We start from the raw sequence: 17,704 nt of genomic DNA on the forward strand, positions 1-17,704 counted from the left end.
TGGCGCGCGCCTCGCGCTCGCCGAGCGCCGCGTCGGCCGACACGTAGTCGAGCCGGCCCTGCCCGGCCTCGAGCATGCGCCGCACCGGCAGGTCGGTGTCCTCGGCCGGCTTGCCCTCGGCGCGCGGGTGGCCGTGACGTCCGCCATCACCTCGTCGCGCGGGGCAATGCCGGCCACCAGCCAGTGCCATTCGGGCAGGGTCTGGAACACCACGTACTTGGCGCGCGCCTCGCGCTCGCCGAGCGCCGCGTCGGCCGACACGTAGTCGAGCCGGCCCTGCCCGGCCTCGAGCATGCGCCGCACCGGCAGGTCGGTGTCCTCGGCCGGCTTGCCCTCGGCGCGCGGGTGGCCGTGACGTCCGCCATCACCTCGTCGCGCGGGGCAATGCCGGCCACCAGCCAGTGCCATTCGGGCAGGGTCTGGAACACCACGTACTTGGCGCGCGCCTCGCGCTCGCCGAGCGCCGCGTCGGCCGACACGTAGTCGAGCCGGCCCTGCCCGGCCTCGAGCATGCGCCGCACCGGCAGGTCGGTGTCCTCGGCCGGCTTGCCCTCGGCGCGCGGATGGACGAGGTACTTGCCGCGATCCGCGCCGCCCGAGGCGTCGATCGCCAGGAAGTAGCCGCTCTCGCCGATCTTCTGGCGGCGGATGCCGTCCTCGATCGAGGCGATCTCCGCGCCGACGTCCACGCCGACGAACAGCGCGCCGATCACGCGCCCGCTCGCGTCGCTGATCGGCTTGTACTGGGTGATGTAACGTTTGCCGAACAGCGCGGCCAGGCCCGTGTAGCTGCGGCCCGACGCGACCGGGCCGTAGGCGGGCCCCTTGCGGTCGAGCAGGGTGCCGATCGCACGCGTGCCGTCGGCCTTCTTCAGCGAGGTGGTGACGCGCACGAAATCGTCGCCGCGCCGCGCGAAGATGGTCGCGATCGCGCCGCTGCGGGCGAGGAATTCGTCGGGGATCGTGAAGTCCAGGTCGAGCACGCGATCGCCCACCTTCAGCGTCGGCGCATCGGTGCCCTGGATGTTGATCGTTTGCGCGGGGTCCAGCGAAAAACCGCCGGGCAGCAGGCTCTCGAACTGCGTCATCGAGCGCCCGACCTCGGTGCCCAGGGCCTTGTCGAACAAGGCGATGGTCTCGGCGATCGACTGGTTGCGCTCGGCGATGCGCAGCAGCACCTGGTCGGTCACGTGCGTGCCGGCGGTGCGCGTCAGGGCCCAGGCGAACACGGCGAGGCTCAGCGCGAACAGCAGGCAGGAAAGAATCGCGAGCCGCACACCGATACCGGCGCGGCGCAAGGCAAGGAAGTTCATAAGGGACCGGCAGTGACAGGAAAAGACCGTGGATGGACGGCGAGACGCCTCGCGGCTCCACGGCCCGCGCGACAAGGCGTGCGCGGTACCCGCCCTTATCGGCAGTTTCCCGGGGATCTTGAATATGTCATTTCAGACATATTTCAAACTGCTTCCAGCGACGAAAGAATCGGCGCGCGCATGCATATGGCCGCCCGACGCGGCGGCCCCGGCTAGCCAAGCCCTGACGCGATCGCCGCCCGGACCTTCGCCATGCGCGCCCGCGCCATCGCCAGGAACACCTGCACGATCGGTTTCTCCTGCTGCCATCGCGGGCACACGGTGAAGCCGCGAAACAGGATCTCCGGCGCGAACGGCCGGAACACGATGCGCGCGGGGTTCGTCTCCTCGATCGCCAGCGGATTCACCACGCCCACCCCGAGCCCGCGCGCCACCAGCGCGCAGATCGTCGCGCCATAGGGCGTCTCGATCGCCGGCACCTGCAGCGCTTCGGCCTGGCGCAGCACACGATCGACCGAGGCGCGCGTGTCGTCCGCGTAGGACGGCAGGATCAGGCGCTCGCCGCGCAGGTCGGCCGCCACGATGCGCTCGCGCGCGGCCAGCGCATGCCCGGCCGGCAGCGCGCAGACGCCCGGCAGCCGATACAGGTCGACGCTGGTCACCTCCACCACCTCGGGCGGGGTGGTCGCGAAACCGATATCGCAGCTCGACGAGGAGGCCCAGCGCTGGATCGTGCCCTCGCTGCGCATTTCCAGCGACACCGCCACGCGCGGATGCTCGGCCAGGAAATCCTCGATCACGGCCGGCAGGAAGGACAGCGCCATGATCGGCGCGGCCACCAGGCGCAGCCGGCCGCTGCCGAACTGGCGGATCTCGCGCGCCGCCTGCCCGAGCTTCTCGAGCCCGACGAAGCTGCGGTCGACCTCGCGATAGAAGGCGGTGCCCGCGTCGGTGGCGCGGATCCGCCCGCCGTGGCGCACGAACAGCGCCAGCCCGGTGGCCGCCTCCAGTTCCGCGATCAGCCGGCTCACGCTCGGCTGCGAGGTGCCCATCTCCTCCGCGGCGGCCGTCATCGAGCCGCGCAGCATCACCAGCCGGAATGCCTCGATCTGCCGTTGATTCATGCGTGCCCCGCCTGGTCCGGATCCCCTGGCAGGTTGCCATATCAAAAATGAATGGAAGCTGTTTTTGTCGCTATTTGACCGCATGAGCGGCGCAAACCTAGACTGGTCCCGACCTCTGCACGACGGAGCCCGGATGCGACCCGACGCCCTGCTGTTCCACGACGACTTCCGTCTCGCGCCTTATTGGTGGGACGCGGCGCCGCCCGAGACCGACCGTTCGCCGCTGCCCGGCTCGGTCGAACTGCTGGTGATCGGCAGCGGCTACTGCGGCCTGTCGGCGGCGGCCGAGGCCGCGCGCCACGGCCTGGCCACCGCCGTGATCGACGCGGCCGAGCTCGGCGCGGGCGGCAGCACGCGCAGCGGCGGGATGGTCTCCAGCGGCCAGAAGCTCGCGCTGACCAGGGCGATCCGCGGCGTCTCGGCCGAGCGCCTGCAGCGGCTGATGCGCGAATCGATCGCCAGCTTCGACTTCCTCAAGCAGTTGATCGCCGACGAAGGGCTCGACGCGGACCTGCAGATCAGCGGCCGTTTCTTCGGCGCCTACACCACGCGCCACTTCGATACCCTGCGCGCCCAGGGCGAACTGCTGCGCGACAAGACCGGCGTGACCGTCCACGTGATCTCGCGCGAGCAGCAGCGCGCGCTGATCGGCAGCGACTACTACTACGGCGGCATCCTGATCGACGATTACGGCGGCCTGCACACCGCGAAATACCATCGCGCCCTGCGCGCTCTCGCGCGCCGACGCGGCGCCAGCCTGCACTCGCATGCCGGCGCCGAGCGCATCGAGCGGCTCGGCGGCGGCCGGGCCGCGCGGTTTCGCGTGCATACCGCGCGCGGCACGATCGAGGCCGCGCGCGTGCTGGTCGCCACCAACGGCTATACCGGCGACCTGCTGCCCTTCCTCGCGCGCCGCGTGCTGCCGGTGGCGAGCTACCAGATCGCCACCGAGCCGCTGCCGCCGGGCCTGATGGATGCGCTCAATCCCGGCCGGCGCATGGTCAGCGATTCGCGGCGCAACCTGTTCTACACGCGGCCCTCGCCGGACGGCACGCGCATCCTGTTCGGCTCGCGCCCGGCGATCCGCGATCTCGACGAACGCGACGCGGCGCGGCGGCTCCACGCCAAGCTGGTCGGCCTGTGGCCGGCGCTGCGCGACGTGCGGCTCACGCATGCCTGGAAGGGTTTCGTGGCGATGACCACCGACCGCCTCGCCCACCTCGGCGAGGCCGACGGCATCCACTACGCGCTGGGCTGCAACGGCAACGGCGTGGCCCTGATGAGCTGGCTCGGCCAGCGCATCGCGCGCCGCCTGGTGGGCGCCGCCGCCGAGGCCGGGCCGTTCGGCGAGGGCGGCTTTCCGCTCGGCCCGATGGGGCTGGCGCGCTCGCTGGCGGTGCCGGTGGGCGCGGCGCTCTACCAGCTCGACGATTACTGGAGCGGCCGCCATCGCAGCGCGCTCGCATGATTCGAGGTTCGACCCGCAGGAGCCGGCGATGATCAGCTTGAACAAGGTTTCGAAATGGTATGGCGAGCATCGCGTGCTCGACGCTTGCTCGACGACGGTCGCGCGCGGCGAGGTGGTGGTGATCTGCGGCCCCTCGGGCTCGGGCAAGTCCACCCTGATCAAGTCGATCAACGGGCTGGAGGCGATCCAGCAAGGCGAGATCCTCGTCGACGGGCGCCGCGTGGGCGGCAGCGCGGCGCAGCTCGCCGCGCTGCGCGCCTCGGTCGGCATGGTGTTCCAGCACTTCGAGCTGTTCCCGCACCTGACGGTGCGCGAGAACCTGGTGCTGGCGCAGGTCAAGGTGCTGCGACGGCGCCGCGACGAGGCCGCCGAGCGGGCACGCGTGCTGCTCCGGCGAGTCGGCCTGCATGCGCACGAGGATCGCTTTCCCGCGCAGCTTTCCGGCGGCCAGCAGCAGCGCGTTGCGATCGCACGCGCGCTGTCGATGGACCCGGTGGCGATGCTGTTCGACGAGCCCACCTCCGCGCTCGATCCGGAGAGGGTGCACGAGGTGCTCGAGGTGATGAGCGAGCTCGCGCGCGAAGGCATGACCATGCTGTGCGTGACCCACGAGATGGGCTTCGCGCGGCGCGTGGCCGATCGCATCCTGTTCATGGACCGCGGCGCGATCGTCGAGGACGACCGCAGCGAGCCATTCTTCGAGCGGCCGCGCTCGGCCCGCGCGCGGGAATTCCTGTCGCGCATCCTGCACTGAGCACGGCCCAGCACCCGCTTCCCGTTCGCCCTACCCTTGCCACGAAGGAGTTCCGTCATGCGTTTGAGCCAGTTCCTGCGCGCCGCCGCGATCGCCGTGCCGCTGTCCCTCGCCGCCTTGTGCGCCGCCCCGGCCGCGGCCGCCGACGACCTCGGCACGCTCACGCCGGGCCGGCTGATCGCCGGCGTGGACGCCAACAACAAGCCCTATTCCTACGTCGACAACGGCAAGATGACGGGCTTCGACGTCGAGCTGCTGCGCGCGATCGGCGCGCGGCTCGGGCTGCAGGTGGAGTTCCGCGCGCAGGACTTCGCCGGGATGCTGCCGGGCGTGGCGAACCGCCAGCTCGACGTGGCCGCCGGCTCGATCTCGATCACCACCGACCGCCTCAAGATGGTCGACTTCTCCGAGGGCTACCTGACCGGCCTGCTGAGCGTGACGACCCTGCCGGGCAGCGCGATCGGCGCCGATGTCGCCACGGTGAAGGGCAAGCGGATCGGCGTGGTGCAGGGCACCATCGAGGACACCTATGCCGATACCTACATCCCCGGCGCCCAGGTGGTGCGCTTCCCGAACCTGAACGCCGGCTTCCTGCAACTGCGCTCGAAGTACATCGACGGCTACTTCATCGACAAGACGCTCGCGGTCGGGCTGCAGGCCAAGTATCCGCAACTGGACCTGCAGGACAAGCTCGACATCTCGGCGGTCAACCTGCCGGCCGGCTTCCCGCTGCGCAAGGGCAACAGCAAGCTGGCGCAGGCGCTGAACAAGTCGATCGACGCGCTGGTGGCGGACGGCACCTGGCTCAAGCTCTACAAGCAGTTCAACCCGACCTACCCGACGCCCACCAGCCTGCCGCCCTATGCGATGAAGACCGGCAACTGAGCCGGTAACCGAGCCGACAACTGAGCCGGCAATTGAGCCGGCAACCCAGCGCGCCGCCGCGCCCGGTCCCTTTCACGATCAGGAGGAGTCCACCATGCAGGCCTTCATCGAGAACTTCCTCGACTGGCAGTTGCTGGTCTCGTCGCTGCCCTCGCTGCTCTACACCGGCCTGGTCAACACGCTGGTGCTGTCGGTGTTCTCCACCCTGCTCGGCATCCTGGCGGGCATGGTGCTGGCGCTGATGGCGGTGTCGCCCACGCGCTGGCTGACCACGCCGGCGCGCATCTACGTGGACGTGTTCCGCGGGCTGCCGGCCGCGCTGGTGATCCTGGTGGTCGGCCAGGGGCTGGCGCCGGTCGGGCTGGCGCTGTTCGGGCCGAATCCGTATCCGCTCGCGATCGTGGCGCTGGCGCTGATCTCCTCGGCCTATATCGCCGAGATCTTCCGCTCCGGCATCCAGAGCGTGGGCCGCGGCCAGCTCTACGCCTGCCAGGCGCTGGGCATGAGCTACTGGAGCAGCATGCGCCACGTGATCGTGCCGCAAGGGATCCGGCGCATCCTGCCCGCGCTGGCCAACCAGTTCATCTCGATCGTCAAGGATTCGAGCCTGGTGTACTTCCTCGGCCTGCTGACCTCGCAGCGCGATCTCTTCACGATCGGCCAGAACACGGCGGTCAACACCGCCAACCTCTCGCCGCTGGTGGCCGCCGGCGCCGTCTACCTGCTGATCACCGTGCCGCTCACCCACGCGATCAACCACCTGGACCGCTGGACCAACCGCCACGCCAACCCCGGCACGCAGCGGCCCGAGCGCGCCACCGCGATGCGGCGCGCCCTGCGCGCGGCGGTCTCGCGCGTCGCGCCGCGCCACTGAGCGCGCGGCATGGTTCGCCGCCCTCGCCCTCATGAACCACAGGAGATCGCATCCGAGATGGGACCGAAAGTCGACCCCGTAGCAGAAGACATCAGGCCGCCCGAGCGCGCGGACGTGGTGGTGATCGGCGGCGGCATCATCGGCGTGAGCACCGCGCTCGCGCTGGCCGACAAGGGTTTGTCCGTGGCGCTGTGCGAGAAAGGCCATATCGCCGGCGAGCAGTCGAGCCGCAACTGGGGCTGGGTGCGCGTCACGCGGCGCGACCCGCGCGAGCTGCGGCTGGCGATCGAGAGCCTGCGGATCTGGCGCACGCTGGACGCCACGCTCGGCATCGAGACGGGCTTCCGCCAGTGCGGGATCCTCTACATGTCCGAGGACGAAGCCGCCATCGAGGATCATCGCGACTGGCTGCGGCGCGCGCGCGACGAGGCCGGCGACAGCTTCGACACGCGCGAGGTGGGCACCGCCGAGATCGACTCGCTGCTGCCCGGCGCCACGGTGCGCTACCGCGGCGGGCTCTACACGCCCGGCGACGCGCGCGCCGAGCCGCAGAAGGCCGCGCCCGCGATCGCCAACGCGCTGCGCCGGCGCGGCGTGTCGATCCTCGCGCCCTGCGCGGCGCGCGGCATCGAGACCAGCGCCGGCCGCGCCAGCGCGGTGGTGACCGAGCACGGCACGATCGCCTGCTCGGCCGTGGTGGTGGCCGGCGGCGCCTGGACCCGCTATTTCTGCGGCAGCCTCGACATCGAGCTGCCGCAACTGCTGGTACGCGCCTCGGTGATGCGCACCGAGCCGCTCGACGGCGGCCCCGAGCTCAGCGCCAGCAACAAGCATTACGCGTTCCGCAAGCGCGCCGACGGCGGCTACACGATCGCGGCGGGCTTTCGCACCCGGACCGATCTCACGCCCGACGCGTTCAAGCTGTTCTTCCAGTATCTCGAGGCCCTGAAGAGCCAGGGCGGCGCGATGCGGCTCGGCATCGGCCGGCGCTTCGTCGAGGAGCTGCGCCGCCCGCGCCGCTGGGCGCTGGACCGCCCCACCGAATTCGAACGCGTGCGCACGCTCGACCCCGAGCCGATCGCGCGCTATGTCGACCCGGGCCTGGCGGAATTCAAGCGGGTGTTTCCGCACCTGGCGCAGGCGCGCATCGCGCAGCGCTGGGCCGGCTACATGGACGTCACGCCCGACGCGATTCCGGTGATCTCCGGCGTCGAGCGCCTGCCGGGCTGTTTCATCGCCACCGGCTTCTCCGGGCATGGCTTCGGCATCGGCCCCGGCGCGGGCCGCTTGATGGCCGACCTGGTCGCCAACGACGCGCCGCTGGTCGATCCGCATGCGTTCCGGCTCACCCGTTTCTCCGACGGCACGAAGATCGTGATCGATGCCGGGTTCTGATCCGCGGCGGCGGGGCAGCGAGACTGCGCCGCCGTCAACACGAGGCACATGACGCATGGACAAGGTGGCGATGATCTCCGGTGCGAACCGCGGCATCGGGCTGGCGATCGCCGGCGAATTGCAGCGGCGCGGCTACCGGCTGTCGCTGGGCGTGCGCGAACCGGCGGCGCTGGCCGGCCGCTTCGGCGACGCGCTGCTGGCAAGCTACGAGGCGCGCGAGCCGGACGCCGCGCGGGCCTGGGTCGAGGCCACCGTGGCGCGCTTCGGGCGCATCGACGTGCTGGTCAGCAATGCCGGCATCTGCCGCCAGATCGGCTTCGAGGACGGCACCGACGCGCTGCTCGACGAGACGCTCGACGTCAACGTCAAGGCGCCGTTCCGGCTGGTGCAGGCGGCGCTGCCGCATCTGCGCCGCGCCGGCAGCGCGCGCTTCGTGCAGATCGCCTCGCTGTCGGGCAAGCGCGTGCGCAACGGCAACGTCGGCTACCAGATGTCGAAGCACGCCACCATCGCCTTGACGCACGCGGTGCGCCGCGCGGGCTGGGACCAAGGGCTGCGCGCGGTGGCGGTGTGCCCCGGCTTCGTCAACACCGAGATGGCAGCCGGCATCGCCGACCTGCCGGCCGAGGCGATGACCCAGCCCGAGGATATCGCCCGGCTGGTCGCGAACACGATCGAGATGCCGGATTCGGCCAGCATCGCCGAGTTGCTGGTGAATTGCCGGCACGAGGACCTGTTCTGACGAGGCACCGCCGAGGCGCGACGATCGCTTCGGCACCCTCGGCGGTTCACCGCGTCGCCTTCTCCTCCCCTCGCCGCGCCCCGCCCGACGATTCATCTATGCCATAGATGCATGGCATCGAAATATCGCATTTCTGCAAGGCGAAGTCGGCTGGCATAGTTCGTCCCAACGAACCGAACGGAAATCCCGACCATGCCCCCGCTGAACCGCCGGCGCTTCGTCCAGGGCCTGCTGGCGCTCGGCGCCGCCTCCACGGGCCTCGCCCACGCCGTCGCCGCCGACACCTCGACCGAGGCCGCCATGAATCCGCAACAACTGCTGCTCGCCCGCAACGGCTGGGTGCCGAACAACCCGCAACTGCCCGTGCTGCTCTATCGCCAGGCCCTGCAGGGCGAGGATCTCGCCGCCGCCTTCGAGCAAGGGTTCCGCCGCAACGGCTGGGTGCCGCAATGGCGCGCGGGCGTCTACCCCTATCACCACTACCACTCCACCGCGCACGAGGTACTCGGCATCGCGGCCGGCAGCGCGCGCCTGATGCTGGGCGGCCCCGGCGGGCACGAGCTGCGGGTCGAGCGCGGCGACGCGCTCCTGCTGCCGACCGGCACCGGCCATTGCGAGTTGTCCTCGACGCCGGACTTCCTGGTGGTGGGCGCCTATCCGCCGGGGCAGGACTGGGACGTCTGCCGCGATGCGCCCACCCCCGAGATGAGCGAGCGCATGCGCCACCTGCCGTTCCCGGACAGCGACCCGGTCAACGGCATGCATCCCCCGTTGAGCACCCTATGGCATCGATCCTGATGCCCGCGCGCGCCGCGCGCCGGGCCACCTTGCCGACCATGGCGCAGTTCTTCATGAACGGCGCGAGCTTCGCCACCTGGGGCGTGCAGATTCCCGTGCTCAAGGCCGCCTTCGGCGCCTCCGAGGCGCAGATGTCGATCGCGATGCTGTGCGTGGCCGCCGGCGCCGTGCTGGCGATGAAGCACGTCGGCGGCTGGGTGGCGCGCGTGGGCAGCGCCCGGGCGCTCACGCAGAGCAGCTTCGTCTACGCCGCGGCCCTGCTGGCGATTCCGCTGGCCGGCCGCTTCGCCCTGATGCTGCCGATCCTCGCCGTGTTCGGCATGGCGATGGCCGCCTTCGACGTCGCCATGAACGTGCAGGCCGCGAACCTCGAGACCCGGCTCGAACGGCCGATCATGTCGAGCATGCACGGCATGTTCAGCGTCGGCGGCATGGCCGGCGCGGCGTTCGGCGGCGCCATGCTGGCCGCCGGCGTGTCGCCGCGCCTACATCTGGCGATCGTCGCGGCGCTGCTGTGCGCCAGCGCCCTCTACGCATCGTCGCGGCTGCTCGCCGATCCACCCGCCGGGCACGACGAGGCATCCCCTGGCGGCGCCGGCATCCCTCGCGTGCTGTGGATCCTCGGCGGCATCGCCTTTCTCGGGCTGGTCTGCGAGGGCGCGATGTACGACTGGGCCGCCATCTACCTGCGCGACGTGACCGGCGCCTCACTCGACACCAGCAGCTACGGCTACGCGCTGTTCTCGGCCGGCATGGCGCTGGGCCGCTTCGGCGCCGATCCGCTGCGCCGGCGCCTGAGCGTGAAGACGATCCTCCGCGCCAGCGCCTGGCTCGGTTTCGCCGGCATCACGCTGGCCATCGCCGTGCCGTTGCCGGCGGCGAGCCTGGCCGGCTTCGCGCTGATGGGGCTCGGCGTGGCCAACTTCATGCCCTTCTTCTTCCTGGCCGGCACCCGGCTGCCGGGCATGAGCGCCGCGGCCGGGGTGGCCGGCGTGGGGCGCTTCGCCTACGCGGGCATGCTGTTCGGGCCGCCGCTGATCGGCGCGCTCACGCACGCGACCAGCCTGCGCGGCGGCCTGGCCGCCATCTCGGTCACGATGGGCGCGATCGCCCTGCTGGGGATCCGGCAGGTCGCGCAGGTGCTGAAGGACGCCTGAGCGCCGTCACGATCGCCGTCGTGATCGCCGTCGTGACCACCATCAGTCGGCCAGCGTCTCGCACTCCCGGCGCAACTGCTCGACGAAGGCCTGCTGCACCGCCGTCGCCAGCCAGTCGGTGCGCGTGGTGTAGCCCACCACGCGCGAGGCTTCGGGCGTCTCCAGCGCCAGCTCGACCATGCCGCTGCCCGGATAGGCCTCGCGGATCTGCGAGCGCGTGAGCAGCGTGATGCAATCGCTCTCCACCAGCATCGCCATCATCATCGCCAGCGAGCTGGTCTCCACCCGCATCGGCGGCTTGCGCGGCAGGCGCGCCAGCATCGCCTCGATCACCCGGCGGCGCGGCACGTCGCGCTGCGGCACCACCCAGTCGTCGTCGGCCAGGTCCCGCACCTGGACGGCGCGCTTGCGCGCCAGCCGGTGCCCCTTGCGCACCGCCACCACGTAGGGATCGGCGAACAGTTCGGTTTCCTGCACGATGCCGGCCAGCCGCGGCTCGCGCAGGCCGCCGATCACGATGTCGATCGCGCCGCTGCCGAGCTCGCGCAGCAGGCGCGCGTGCGAACCCTCGTCGACCGTCACGCGCGCGGCCGGATACCGTTCGCGCAGGCGCTGGATCGCCCGCGCCACCAGCCGCGGCGGCAGCAGCGGCAGCACGCCGATCGCGACGCGGCCGCTGCGCTGCCCGCGTGCCAGCTCGAGCTCCTCGCCGGCCTGCTTGATCTCGTAGAGCGCCAGGCTCAGGCAGCGCGCGAATTCGACGCCGGCGGGATTGGCCAGCACGCTGTGCACGCGCCGCCGGTACAGCGACACGCCGACGGTCTGCTCGATCTGGCGCGCCGCGCGATGCACGGCCGGCTGCGAGATGCCGAGCGCGCGCGCGGCCTCGGTCGCCGAGCCGGCCTCGGCGATCGCGATATGGCAGCGCACCTGCGCGTCGCTCAGGTGCCGGCAGATCTTGCCGACATTGGCCGCCGCGGCCGGCTGGCCGGTCAGCGCGGCCACGGCGCGCTCCATCTGCTCCAGCATGCGCCGCACCCGGCGCTGCAGGATCCGCCCCTCCTCGGTCAGCTCGCTGCCGCCGAAGCCGCGCTCGAACAGCCGGCAGCCGAAACCCGCCTCCAGCTTGCCGATCGCCAGGCTCACCGCCGGCTGGGTCCGGCCCGCGCGCGCTGCCGCCTGGCCGATGCCGCCGGTCTCGCACACCGCGTCGAACAGGAACAGGCGCCGCAATCCGGCCCGCTCCTCGTCGTGCGTCTCGTCGTGCTCCTCGCCGTCGATTTGACTCATCGCGCCCCTTGCCATGGCGCTTCACGCGCCTCGGAGAAAACCCCTAGCTTAACCAGAATTTATGCCTCGTGCCGCACTTCATATTAAGGCGAGGGCCGGCCGCGCCCGTAAAGTAGCGCTCATTCGATCAAATCGTTACCTGTCAGGAGGCAGTTCATGTCCGTCATCATCGACACCCATACCCACGTGATTTCCCCGGATACCGAGCGTTATCCGCTCGCTCCGGTCGGGGGGCATCAGTCGGAATGGTCGGTGAAGCGGCCCGTCAGCCTGGAGGGCCTGCTCGACTCGCTCGACGCGGCGGGCATCGAGCGCGCCGTGGTGGTGCAGGCCTCGACGGTCTACGGCAACGACAATAGTTATGTGGTCGAGGCGGTGCGCCGCCATCCCGATCGCTTCGCGGGCGTGTTCTCGGTCGACGTGCTGGCCCACGACGCGGTCGAGCAGATGCAGCGCTGGCTCGACGCGGGCCTGTCCGGCCTGCGCCTGTTCACCACCGGCAGCACCATGCCCGGCCAGGCCGGCTGGCTCGACGACGAGCGCTCGTTCCCGGTGTGGGAGCACGCGCAACGCCATGGCGTGTCGATCTGCCTGCAGATGACCGCGCAGGGCATCCCGGCGCTGCTCAACATGCTGGCGCGCTTCCCCGAAATCCGTGTGCTGCTCGACCACCTGGCGCGTCCGGAGCTGGCCGGCGGGCCGCCCTACGCAGCGGCCGAGCCGCTGTTCAGCCTCGCCTCGCACCCGGGCGTGTTCCTCAAGCTGACCAACCGCACCATCGCGGAAGCCTCGCGCGGCGCCTCGACGCCCGCCGCCTTCTTCCCGCGCGTGCTGGACGCCTTCGGCGCGCATCGCATCGCCTGGGGCTCGAATTTCCCCGCCGCGGAAGGTTCGCTGCCGCAACTGCTGGCCGAGGCGCGCGAGAGCCTGTCGATGCTGCCAACGGACGCGCAACAGGCGATCTTCGGCGGCACGGCGCGCAGCGTCTACCCCGCGCTGGCCGCCTGATGCGCGCCCGCGCCACGCACCCGTATTGCTCAGGAACCCGAACTTGAACACCGAAGCTTCGATCGACCCCGCAGGCCAGGCCGGCACCGCGCCGCTGAGCATCGCGCTGAAGTCCTACCCGCATACGCGGGCGCTGATCTCCGGCGAGCTCGCCGATCCCGCGCTCGCGCTCGCCTTCCAGGAGGTGGAGCCGATCCACCGCGCCTTCGCGCCGATGGCGCGCCACCAGGCCTACGACGTGAGCGAGATGGCGATCGTCACCTACCTGCAGGCCAAGGCCTACGGCAAGCCGGTGGCCCTGCTGCCCGCGGTGGTCGCGGCGCGCTTCCAGCAAGGCTGCATCATCCACGACGCGCGGCGCGGCAAGCTCGATCTCGGGGACCTGGCGGGCAAGCGGATCGGCGTGCGCGCCTATACGCAGACCACCGGCATGTGGGTGCGCGCGATCCTCGACGAAACCTACGGCGTGCCGCTCGATCAGGTGAACTGGATTACGATCGAGGGCGCGCACCTGGAGGAATACCGGGACCCGCCCTTCGTGCGGCGCGTGGAAGGCAAGTCCCTGCTGGGCATGCTGCGCGAGGGCGAGATCGATGCCGCGATCCTCGGCAACGACCTGCCCGACGAACCCGGCCTCGAGCCGCTGATCCCGGATGCGGCGGCGGCGGACCGCGCCTGGTACGCGCTGCATCGCTACGTGCCGATCAACCACGTGGTGGTGGTCCGGCAGGCGCTGCTCGAGGAGCGGCCGCAGGCGGTGCGAGCGCTCTACACGCTGCTGCGCCGCGGCAAGGCCGCGGCCGCCGCCGACCAGGCCGGCAAGCCCGACAAGCTGCCCTTCGGCTACCAGGCGCTGCGCGGCCCGCTGGAGGAAACGCTCGCCTACTGCGAGCGCCAGCAACTGCTGCCGCGCAAGCTGAGCGTCGACGAGATCTTCGCCGATACCATCGAGCTGCTCGGCGAGCTGGCCCGCTGAGCGCCCCGCGCGCCTGCCCCTCGCTTCGTCGCACCGGGCAGGCGCAACCGACCATCGCGTTTCACCCGTTTCGAGCGAACCCGAGTTCGCCCCTGCCACACAAGGAGACAGCAGCATGAGCCCGCGCGGCAAATCCACCACCGAACCCGGGAAAGCTCGCCCGTTCTATCGCGACCTGTCCTTCCAGGTGATGGCCGGCATGGCGCTCGGCATCCTCACGGGCTACGTCTTCCCGAAGTTCGGCATCGACCTGCAACCGGTCGGCGATGCCTTCATCCGCGTGATCCAGATGCTGATCGGTCCGATCATCTTCTGCACCGTGTGCAGCGGCATCGCGGGCGTCAGCGATTTCAAGAAAGTGGGGCGCATCGCCATCAAGGCGCTGCTCTATTTCGAGGTGGTCACCTCGCTCGCGCTGGTGATCGGCCTGGTGGTGATCAACGTGCTCAAGCCCGGCGTCGGCATGAACGTGGACATGCACAACGTGCATTCGGCCGCCGTCGACAGCTACGTGAGCCGCGCCCACCACGTGGTGACGATGAGCGAATTCCTGCTCAACGTGATCCCGCACACGGCGCTGAGCGCCTTCACCGGCGGCGACGTGCTGCAGGTGCTGTTCTTCTCGGTGCTGTTCGCCTTCGGCCTGGCCGCGATCGGCGAGCGCGCCCGCCCGGCGCTCGACTTCATCGATGCCGCCTCGGGCTCGCTGTTCTGGGTGATCGGCCTGACCATGAAGATCGCGCCGCTGGCCGCCTTCGGCGCGATCGCCTACACGGTCAGCAAGTTCGGCCTGGGCACCCTGCTCTCGCTGGGCAAGCTGGTGCTCGAGTTCTACCTGACCTGCGTGATCTTCATCGCGCTGATCCTCTGGCCGATCGCGCGCGCCAACGGCTTCAGCCTGCTGCGCCTGATGCGCTACATCGGCGCCGAGCTGCTGCTGGTGATCGGCACCAGCTCCTCGGAAACGGTGTTCCCGCAACTGATCGACAAGCTCGAACGCCTCGGCTGCGACAAGTCGGTGGTCGGCCTGGTGCTGCCCACCGCCTACACCTTCAACCACGACGGCACCTGCCTGTATTTCGCGGCGGCCGCGGTGTTCCTGGCCCAGGCGACCAACACGCCGATGAGCTGGCACGAGCAACTGGTGCTGCTGGCGGTGCTGCTGCTGACCTCCAAGGGCGCGGCGGGCGTCTCGGGCGCGGCGATCGCGGTGCTGGCGGCCACCCTGGCGGCCTCCAACACCATCCCGGTCGAATCGATCGCGCTGATCCTCGGCATCCACAAGGCCATGTCGAGCGCCTTCGTGTTCACCAACATCGTCGGCAACAGCGTGGCCACCATCGTGGTGGCGAACTGGGAAAAGGCGCTCGACCGCAACGCGTTGCGCCACGAGCTGAAGACCGGCTTCAAGCCCGACTCGAGCGCGCTGAACCGGCTCGAACCCGGCAAGGGCGGCGCCGCCGGTCACTGAAACGACCTGGCGGCGCGCGGCAGGTCCCGCGCGCCGCCGAACCGGCAGGCCTGGCGGCGCGCCGGTGCGGTGATCGATTAGTCGTGCGTATCGAATGCGACAGCGATGGCAGTGACGCGAACCGTTTCGCGATCAAAAAATATCAAGATCAGGAGACACACCATGGCACTTGCGGTCTGGAGAAGCGTGCGCTTGACGCTGTCCGCCTCGTTGGGACTGACGATGGCGGCCCCGACGTTCGCGCAATCGAGCGTGCAGCTCTACGGCACGGTGGACGGCGGCATTCGTCACCAGACGAACGCCGCCAAGGGCGGCGGCTCGATCACCACCGAGAATTCCAACGGCTACTTCAGCTCGAACAAGCTGGATTTCCGTGCGCGCGAGGAGCTCGGCGACGGCTGGAACGCGCACTTCCTGCTGGAAAGCGGCTTCAACATCAGCAACGGCCAGTTCGACAACACCACCGGCACCGAATTCAACCGGCAGGCCTTCGTCGGCATCGGCAACGCGCGCTATGGCTCGCTCGATCTCGGGCGCCAGTACACCATCGCGCACGACATCATCAGCCTCTACGATCCGTACAACTTCCACTTCACGCCGATCATCCCGCTCACCCAGGCCTCCGACGGCACCCGCAACAACAATGCGGTGAAGTACAAGAACAGCTTCGGGCCGGTGCTGTTCGAGGCCGACGATTCCTTCGGCGGGGTGCCGGGCGATTTCAGCAGCGGCGCCACGCGCGCGGTGGGCCTGAGCGTCGCCTTCGGGCCTGCCGCCGTGGGCGGCGTGTACGGCCATCGCAGCATCCTGAGCGGCACCGCCTACGCCGGCGACAGCTACTACATGCTCGGCGCCAGCTACAAGCTCGGCCCGGTGCGTTTCTCGGGCGGCTTCATGTCGGAGGACCTGCAGAGCCCGAGCGCGCCGCACCAGGTGACCAACAACGGCTTCGGCGGCATCGCCTGGACCATCAACCCGGTGACCGTGTTCCGCGGCGCCTACTACCAGACCGGCGTCTCGAACGACAAGGCCGGCCGCCGCGGGCTGAGCGTGCTGACGCTGGCCTACCTGCTCTCCAAGCGCACCACGCTCTACGCCGAGTTCGACTACACCTCGTACAGGCACGCGGTGGTCAGCACCCTGAACCCGGCCGGCGTGAACAGCCAGAGCGCCTTCACGATCGGCATCGACCACCTGTTCTGAGGCGAGGCGCCGCTCGCGCGCCCGCGCGCGGCTTCAGGCGCGCCGCGTCGCCAGTTCCGCGCCCTGGCGCAGCGCCTCGAGCATGCTGCCCTCGTCGGCGATGCCCTTGCCGGCGATGTCGAAGGCGGTGCCGTGGTCGACCGAGGTGCGCACCACCTCCAGCCCGACCGTGACGTTGACGCCCGCCTCCAGGCCCAGCACCTTCACCGGGCCGTGGCCCTGGTCGTGATACATCGCCACCACCAGGTCGAAGTCGCCGCGCCCGGCGCGATAGAACAGCGTGTCGGCCGGCAGCGGGCCGGTCACGTCGAGCCCGCGCGCCTGCAGCAGCTCGACCGCCGGGATGATCTTCTGCTCTTCCTCGCCGTAGCCGAACAGGCCGTTCTCGCCCGCATGCGGATTGATCCCGCACACGCCGATGCGCGGCCGCGCGATGCCGGCCTTGATCAGCGTGGCGTTGCCGCGCTCGATCGTGCGCTGCACCAGGCCCGGCTCGATCTTGCGGATCGCGTCGATGATGCCGATGTGGGTGGTGACGTGGATCACGCGCAATTGCGGCGCCACCAGCATCATCGACACCTCCTCGACGCCGGTCAGGTGCGCCAGCATCTCGGTGTGGCCCGGGAACTTGTGGCCGCCGGCGTGCAGCGCTTCCTTGTTGAGCGGCGCGGTGCAGATCGCGTCGATCCGGCCGGCCTGCGCCAGCTCGACCGCGCGCGCGATGTAGCGGTAGGCGGCGTCGCCCGCCACCGGCGAGAGCTGGCCGAACGGCAGTTCGTCGGGAATCAGGCCGAGGTCGATGCAGTCGATCGTGCCGGGTTCGTAGCGCGCCTCGGTGGCGTCGTCGATGCGGCGCACCGTGGCCCGGCCGCCGACGATCTCGATCGCGCGCGCCAGGCGGCGCGCGTCGCCGATCACCAGCGGCCGGCATTGCCGGTAGACCGATTCATGCGCGAGGCTCTTGACCACGACCTCGGGGCCCACGCCGCTCGCGTCGCCCATCGTGATGCCGATTACGGGGAGATAGTTGCTCATGATGTGTTTCGTTCAGGGGTGAAGGCTTGAAGGGTTTCAGGCGCCGTCGCGCACGAGCGCAGCGGGTTCGCCGCGCAGGTGCCGGTAGGCGCCCAGCAGCGCGTGTTCGGTGCCGAACGCGCCGGCCTTGGTGACGACATGCGGGCCGCGGCCGTCGGCGGGCCGGCCCAGCGCGACGCCGGCCTCGATCTCGCGGGCCAGCTCCAGCGCG

16 protein-coding genes and 2 pseudogenes are annotated in these 17,704 nt (G+C 70.3%); 12 read left to right on the top strand and 6 right to left on the bottom strand.

The window, feature by feature from the left end:
• The 3 genes and pseudogenes from F3J10_RS27645 to F3J10_RS27655 form a co-directional block, all read right to left on the bottom strand.
• Positions 1 to 190, bottom strand: a 190-nt coding sequence (locus F3J10_RS27645) for a hypothetical protein (RefSeq protein ID WP_167243439.1), incomplete at its 3' end; no start/stop codon positions are given.
• Between the two features lie 151 nt (positions 191 to 341).
• Positions 342 to 1,313: pseudogene (locus F3J10_RS27650) on the bottom strand (Cache 3/Cache 2 fusion domain-containing protein); the annotation flags it as partial.
• A gap of 212 nt (positions 1,314 to 1,525) precedes the next feature.
• Positions 1,526 to 2,437: a LysR substrate-binding domain-containing protein gene (locus F3J10_RS27655; protein ID WP_025100020.1), complete on the bottom strand. Its 912-nt coding sequence runs from the start codon at positions 2,435 to 2,437 to the stop codon at positions 1,526 to 1,528.
• A gap of 133 nt (positions 2,438 to 2,570) precedes the next feature.
• Between F3J10_RS27655 and F3J10_RS27660 the strand changes: the two genes are divergently transcribed.
• The 8 genes from F3J10_RS27660 (at position 2,571) to F3J10_RS27695 (ending at position 10,510) form a co-directional block, all read left to right on the top strand.
• Positions 2,571 to 3,905: an FAD-binding oxidoreductase gene (locus F3J10_RS27660; protein WP_166913198.1), complete on the top strand. Its 1,335-nt coding sequence runs from the start codon at positions 2,571 to 2,573 to the stop codon at positions 3,903 to 3,905.
• Between the two features lie 28 nt (positions 3,906 to 3,933).
• On the top strand, positions 3,934 to 4,659 hold the full coding sequence (locus tag F3J10_RS27665) for an amino acid ABC transporter ATP-binding protein (protein ID WP_167243440.1): 726 nt from the start codon (positions 3,934 to 3,936) through the stop codon (positions 4,657 to 4,659).
• 57 nt (positions 4,660 to 4,716) lie between these two features.
• Positions 4,717 to 5,544 carry an ABC transporter substrate-binding protein gene (locus tag F3J10_RS27670; RefSeq protein ID WP_167243441.1) on the top strand — a complete coding sequence of 276 codons (828 nt, stop codon included), beginning with the start codon at positions 4,717 to 4,719 and terminating at the stop codon, positions 5,542 to 5,544.
• A gap of 94 nt (positions 5,545 to 5,638) precedes the next feature.
• A complete protein-coding gene (locus F3J10_RS27675) occupies positions 5,639 to 6,418 on the top strand; it encodes an amino acid ABC transporter permease (protein ID WP_025100016.1) in 780 nt (259 codons plus the stop codon).
• Between the two features lie 57 nt (positions 6,419 to 6,475).
• Positions 6,476 to 7,813, top strand: coding sequence for an FAD-binding oxidoreductase (locus F3J10_RS27680; protein WP_025100015.1), 1,338 nt, complete (start codon positions 6,476 to 6,478; stop codon positions 7,811 to 7,813).
• A gap of 55 nt (positions 7,814 to 7,868) precedes the next feature.
• Positions 7,869 to 8,555 (top strand): SDR family NAD(P)-dependent oxidoreductase, encoded by a 687-nt coding sequence (locus tag F3J10_RS27685; protein WP_167243442.1) that lies wholly within the window; start codon positions 7,869 to 7,871, stop codon positions 8,553 to 8,555.
• A gap of 192 nt (positions 8,556 to 8,747) precedes the next feature.
• Complete coding sequence (locus F3J10_RS27690; RefSeq protein WP_167243443.1) at positions 8,748 to 9,353, top strand: cupin; 606 nt, start codon at positions 8,748 to 8,750, stop codon at positions 9,351 to 9,353.
• Positions 9,338 to 10,510 carry an MFS transporter gene (locus F3J10_RS27695; protein ID WP_167243444.1) on the top strand — a complete coding sequence of 391 codons (1,173 nt, stop codon included), beginning with the start codon at positions 9,338 to 9,340 and terminating at the stop codon, positions 10,508 to 10,510. Before F3J10_RS27690 ends, F3J10_RS27695 begins: the two co-directional genes overlap by 16 nt.
• A gap of 42 nt (positions 10,511 to 10,552) precedes the next feature.
• On the opposite strand, the gene F3J10_RS27700 is transcribed toward F3J10_RS27695, so the two are convergent.
• Positions 10,553 to 11,800 carry a LysR family transcriptional regulator gene (locus tag F3J10_RS27700; protein ID WP_166913193.1) on the bottom strand — a complete coding sequence of 416 codons (1,248 nt, stop codon included), beginning with the start codon at positions 11,798 to 11,800 and terminating at the stop codon, positions 10,553 to 10,555.
• A 156-nt stretch (positions 11,801 to 11,956) separates the two neighbouring features.
• Here F3J10_RS27700 and F3J10_RS27705 point away from each other — a divergent pair, with 156 nt between their 5' ends.
• From F3J10_RS27705 to F3J10_RS27720, 4 genes are all read left to right on the top strand, one after another.
• Entirely contained in the window at positions 11,957 to 12,808 is an 852-nt protein-coding gene (locus tag F3J10_RS27705; RefSeq protein WP_166913192.1) for an amidohydrolase family protein, read from the top strand.
• Between the two features lie 43 nt (positions 12,809 to 12,851).
• Entirely contained in the window at positions 12,852 to 13,784 is a 933-nt protein-coding gene (locus tag F3J10_RS27710) for a hypothetical protein (protein WP_205200503.1), read from the top strand.
• A gap of 115 nt (positions 13,785 to 13,899) precedes the next feature.
• On the top strand, positions 13,900 to 15,255 hold the full coding sequence (gene dctA, locus F3J10_RS27715) for a C4-dicarboxylate transporter DctA (RefSeq protein ID WP_167243445.1): 1,356 nt from the start codon (positions 13,900 to 13,902) through the stop codon (positions 15,253 to 15,255).
• Positions 15,256 to 15,417: 162 nt separating this feature from the next.
• On the top strand, positions 15,418 to 16,458 hold the full coding sequence (locus F3J10_RS27720) for a porin (RefSeq protein ID WP_167243446.1): 1,041 nt from the start codon (positions 15,418 to 15,420) through the stop codon (positions 16,456 to 16,458).
• Positions 16,459 to 16,491: 33 nt separating this feature from the next.
• On the opposite strand, the gene pdxA is transcribed toward F3J10_RS27720, so the two are convergent.
• Together pdxA and F3J10_RS36390 are read right to left on the bottom strand one after the other, a co-directional pair.
• Positions 16,492 to 17,493 (bottom strand): 4-hydroxythreonine-4-phosphate dehydrogenase PdxA, encoded by a 1,002-nt coding sequence (pdxA, locus tag F3J10_RS27725; RefSeq protein WP_167243447.1) that lies wholly within the window; start codon positions 17,491 to 17,493, stop codon positions 16,492 to 16,494.
• 36 nt (positions 17,494 to 17,529) lie between these two features.
• Positions 17,530 to 17,704 (bottom strand): annotated as a pseudogene (locus F3J10_RS36390) (four-carbon acid sugar kinase family protein); the annotation flags it as partial.

It is taken from the genome of Burkholderia sp. Cy-637, from assembly GCF_011753175.1.
GTDB classification, from domain to species: domain Bacteria; phylum Pseudomonadota; class Gammaproteobacteria; order Burkholderiales; family Burkholderiaceae; genus Burkholderia; species Burkholderia gladioli.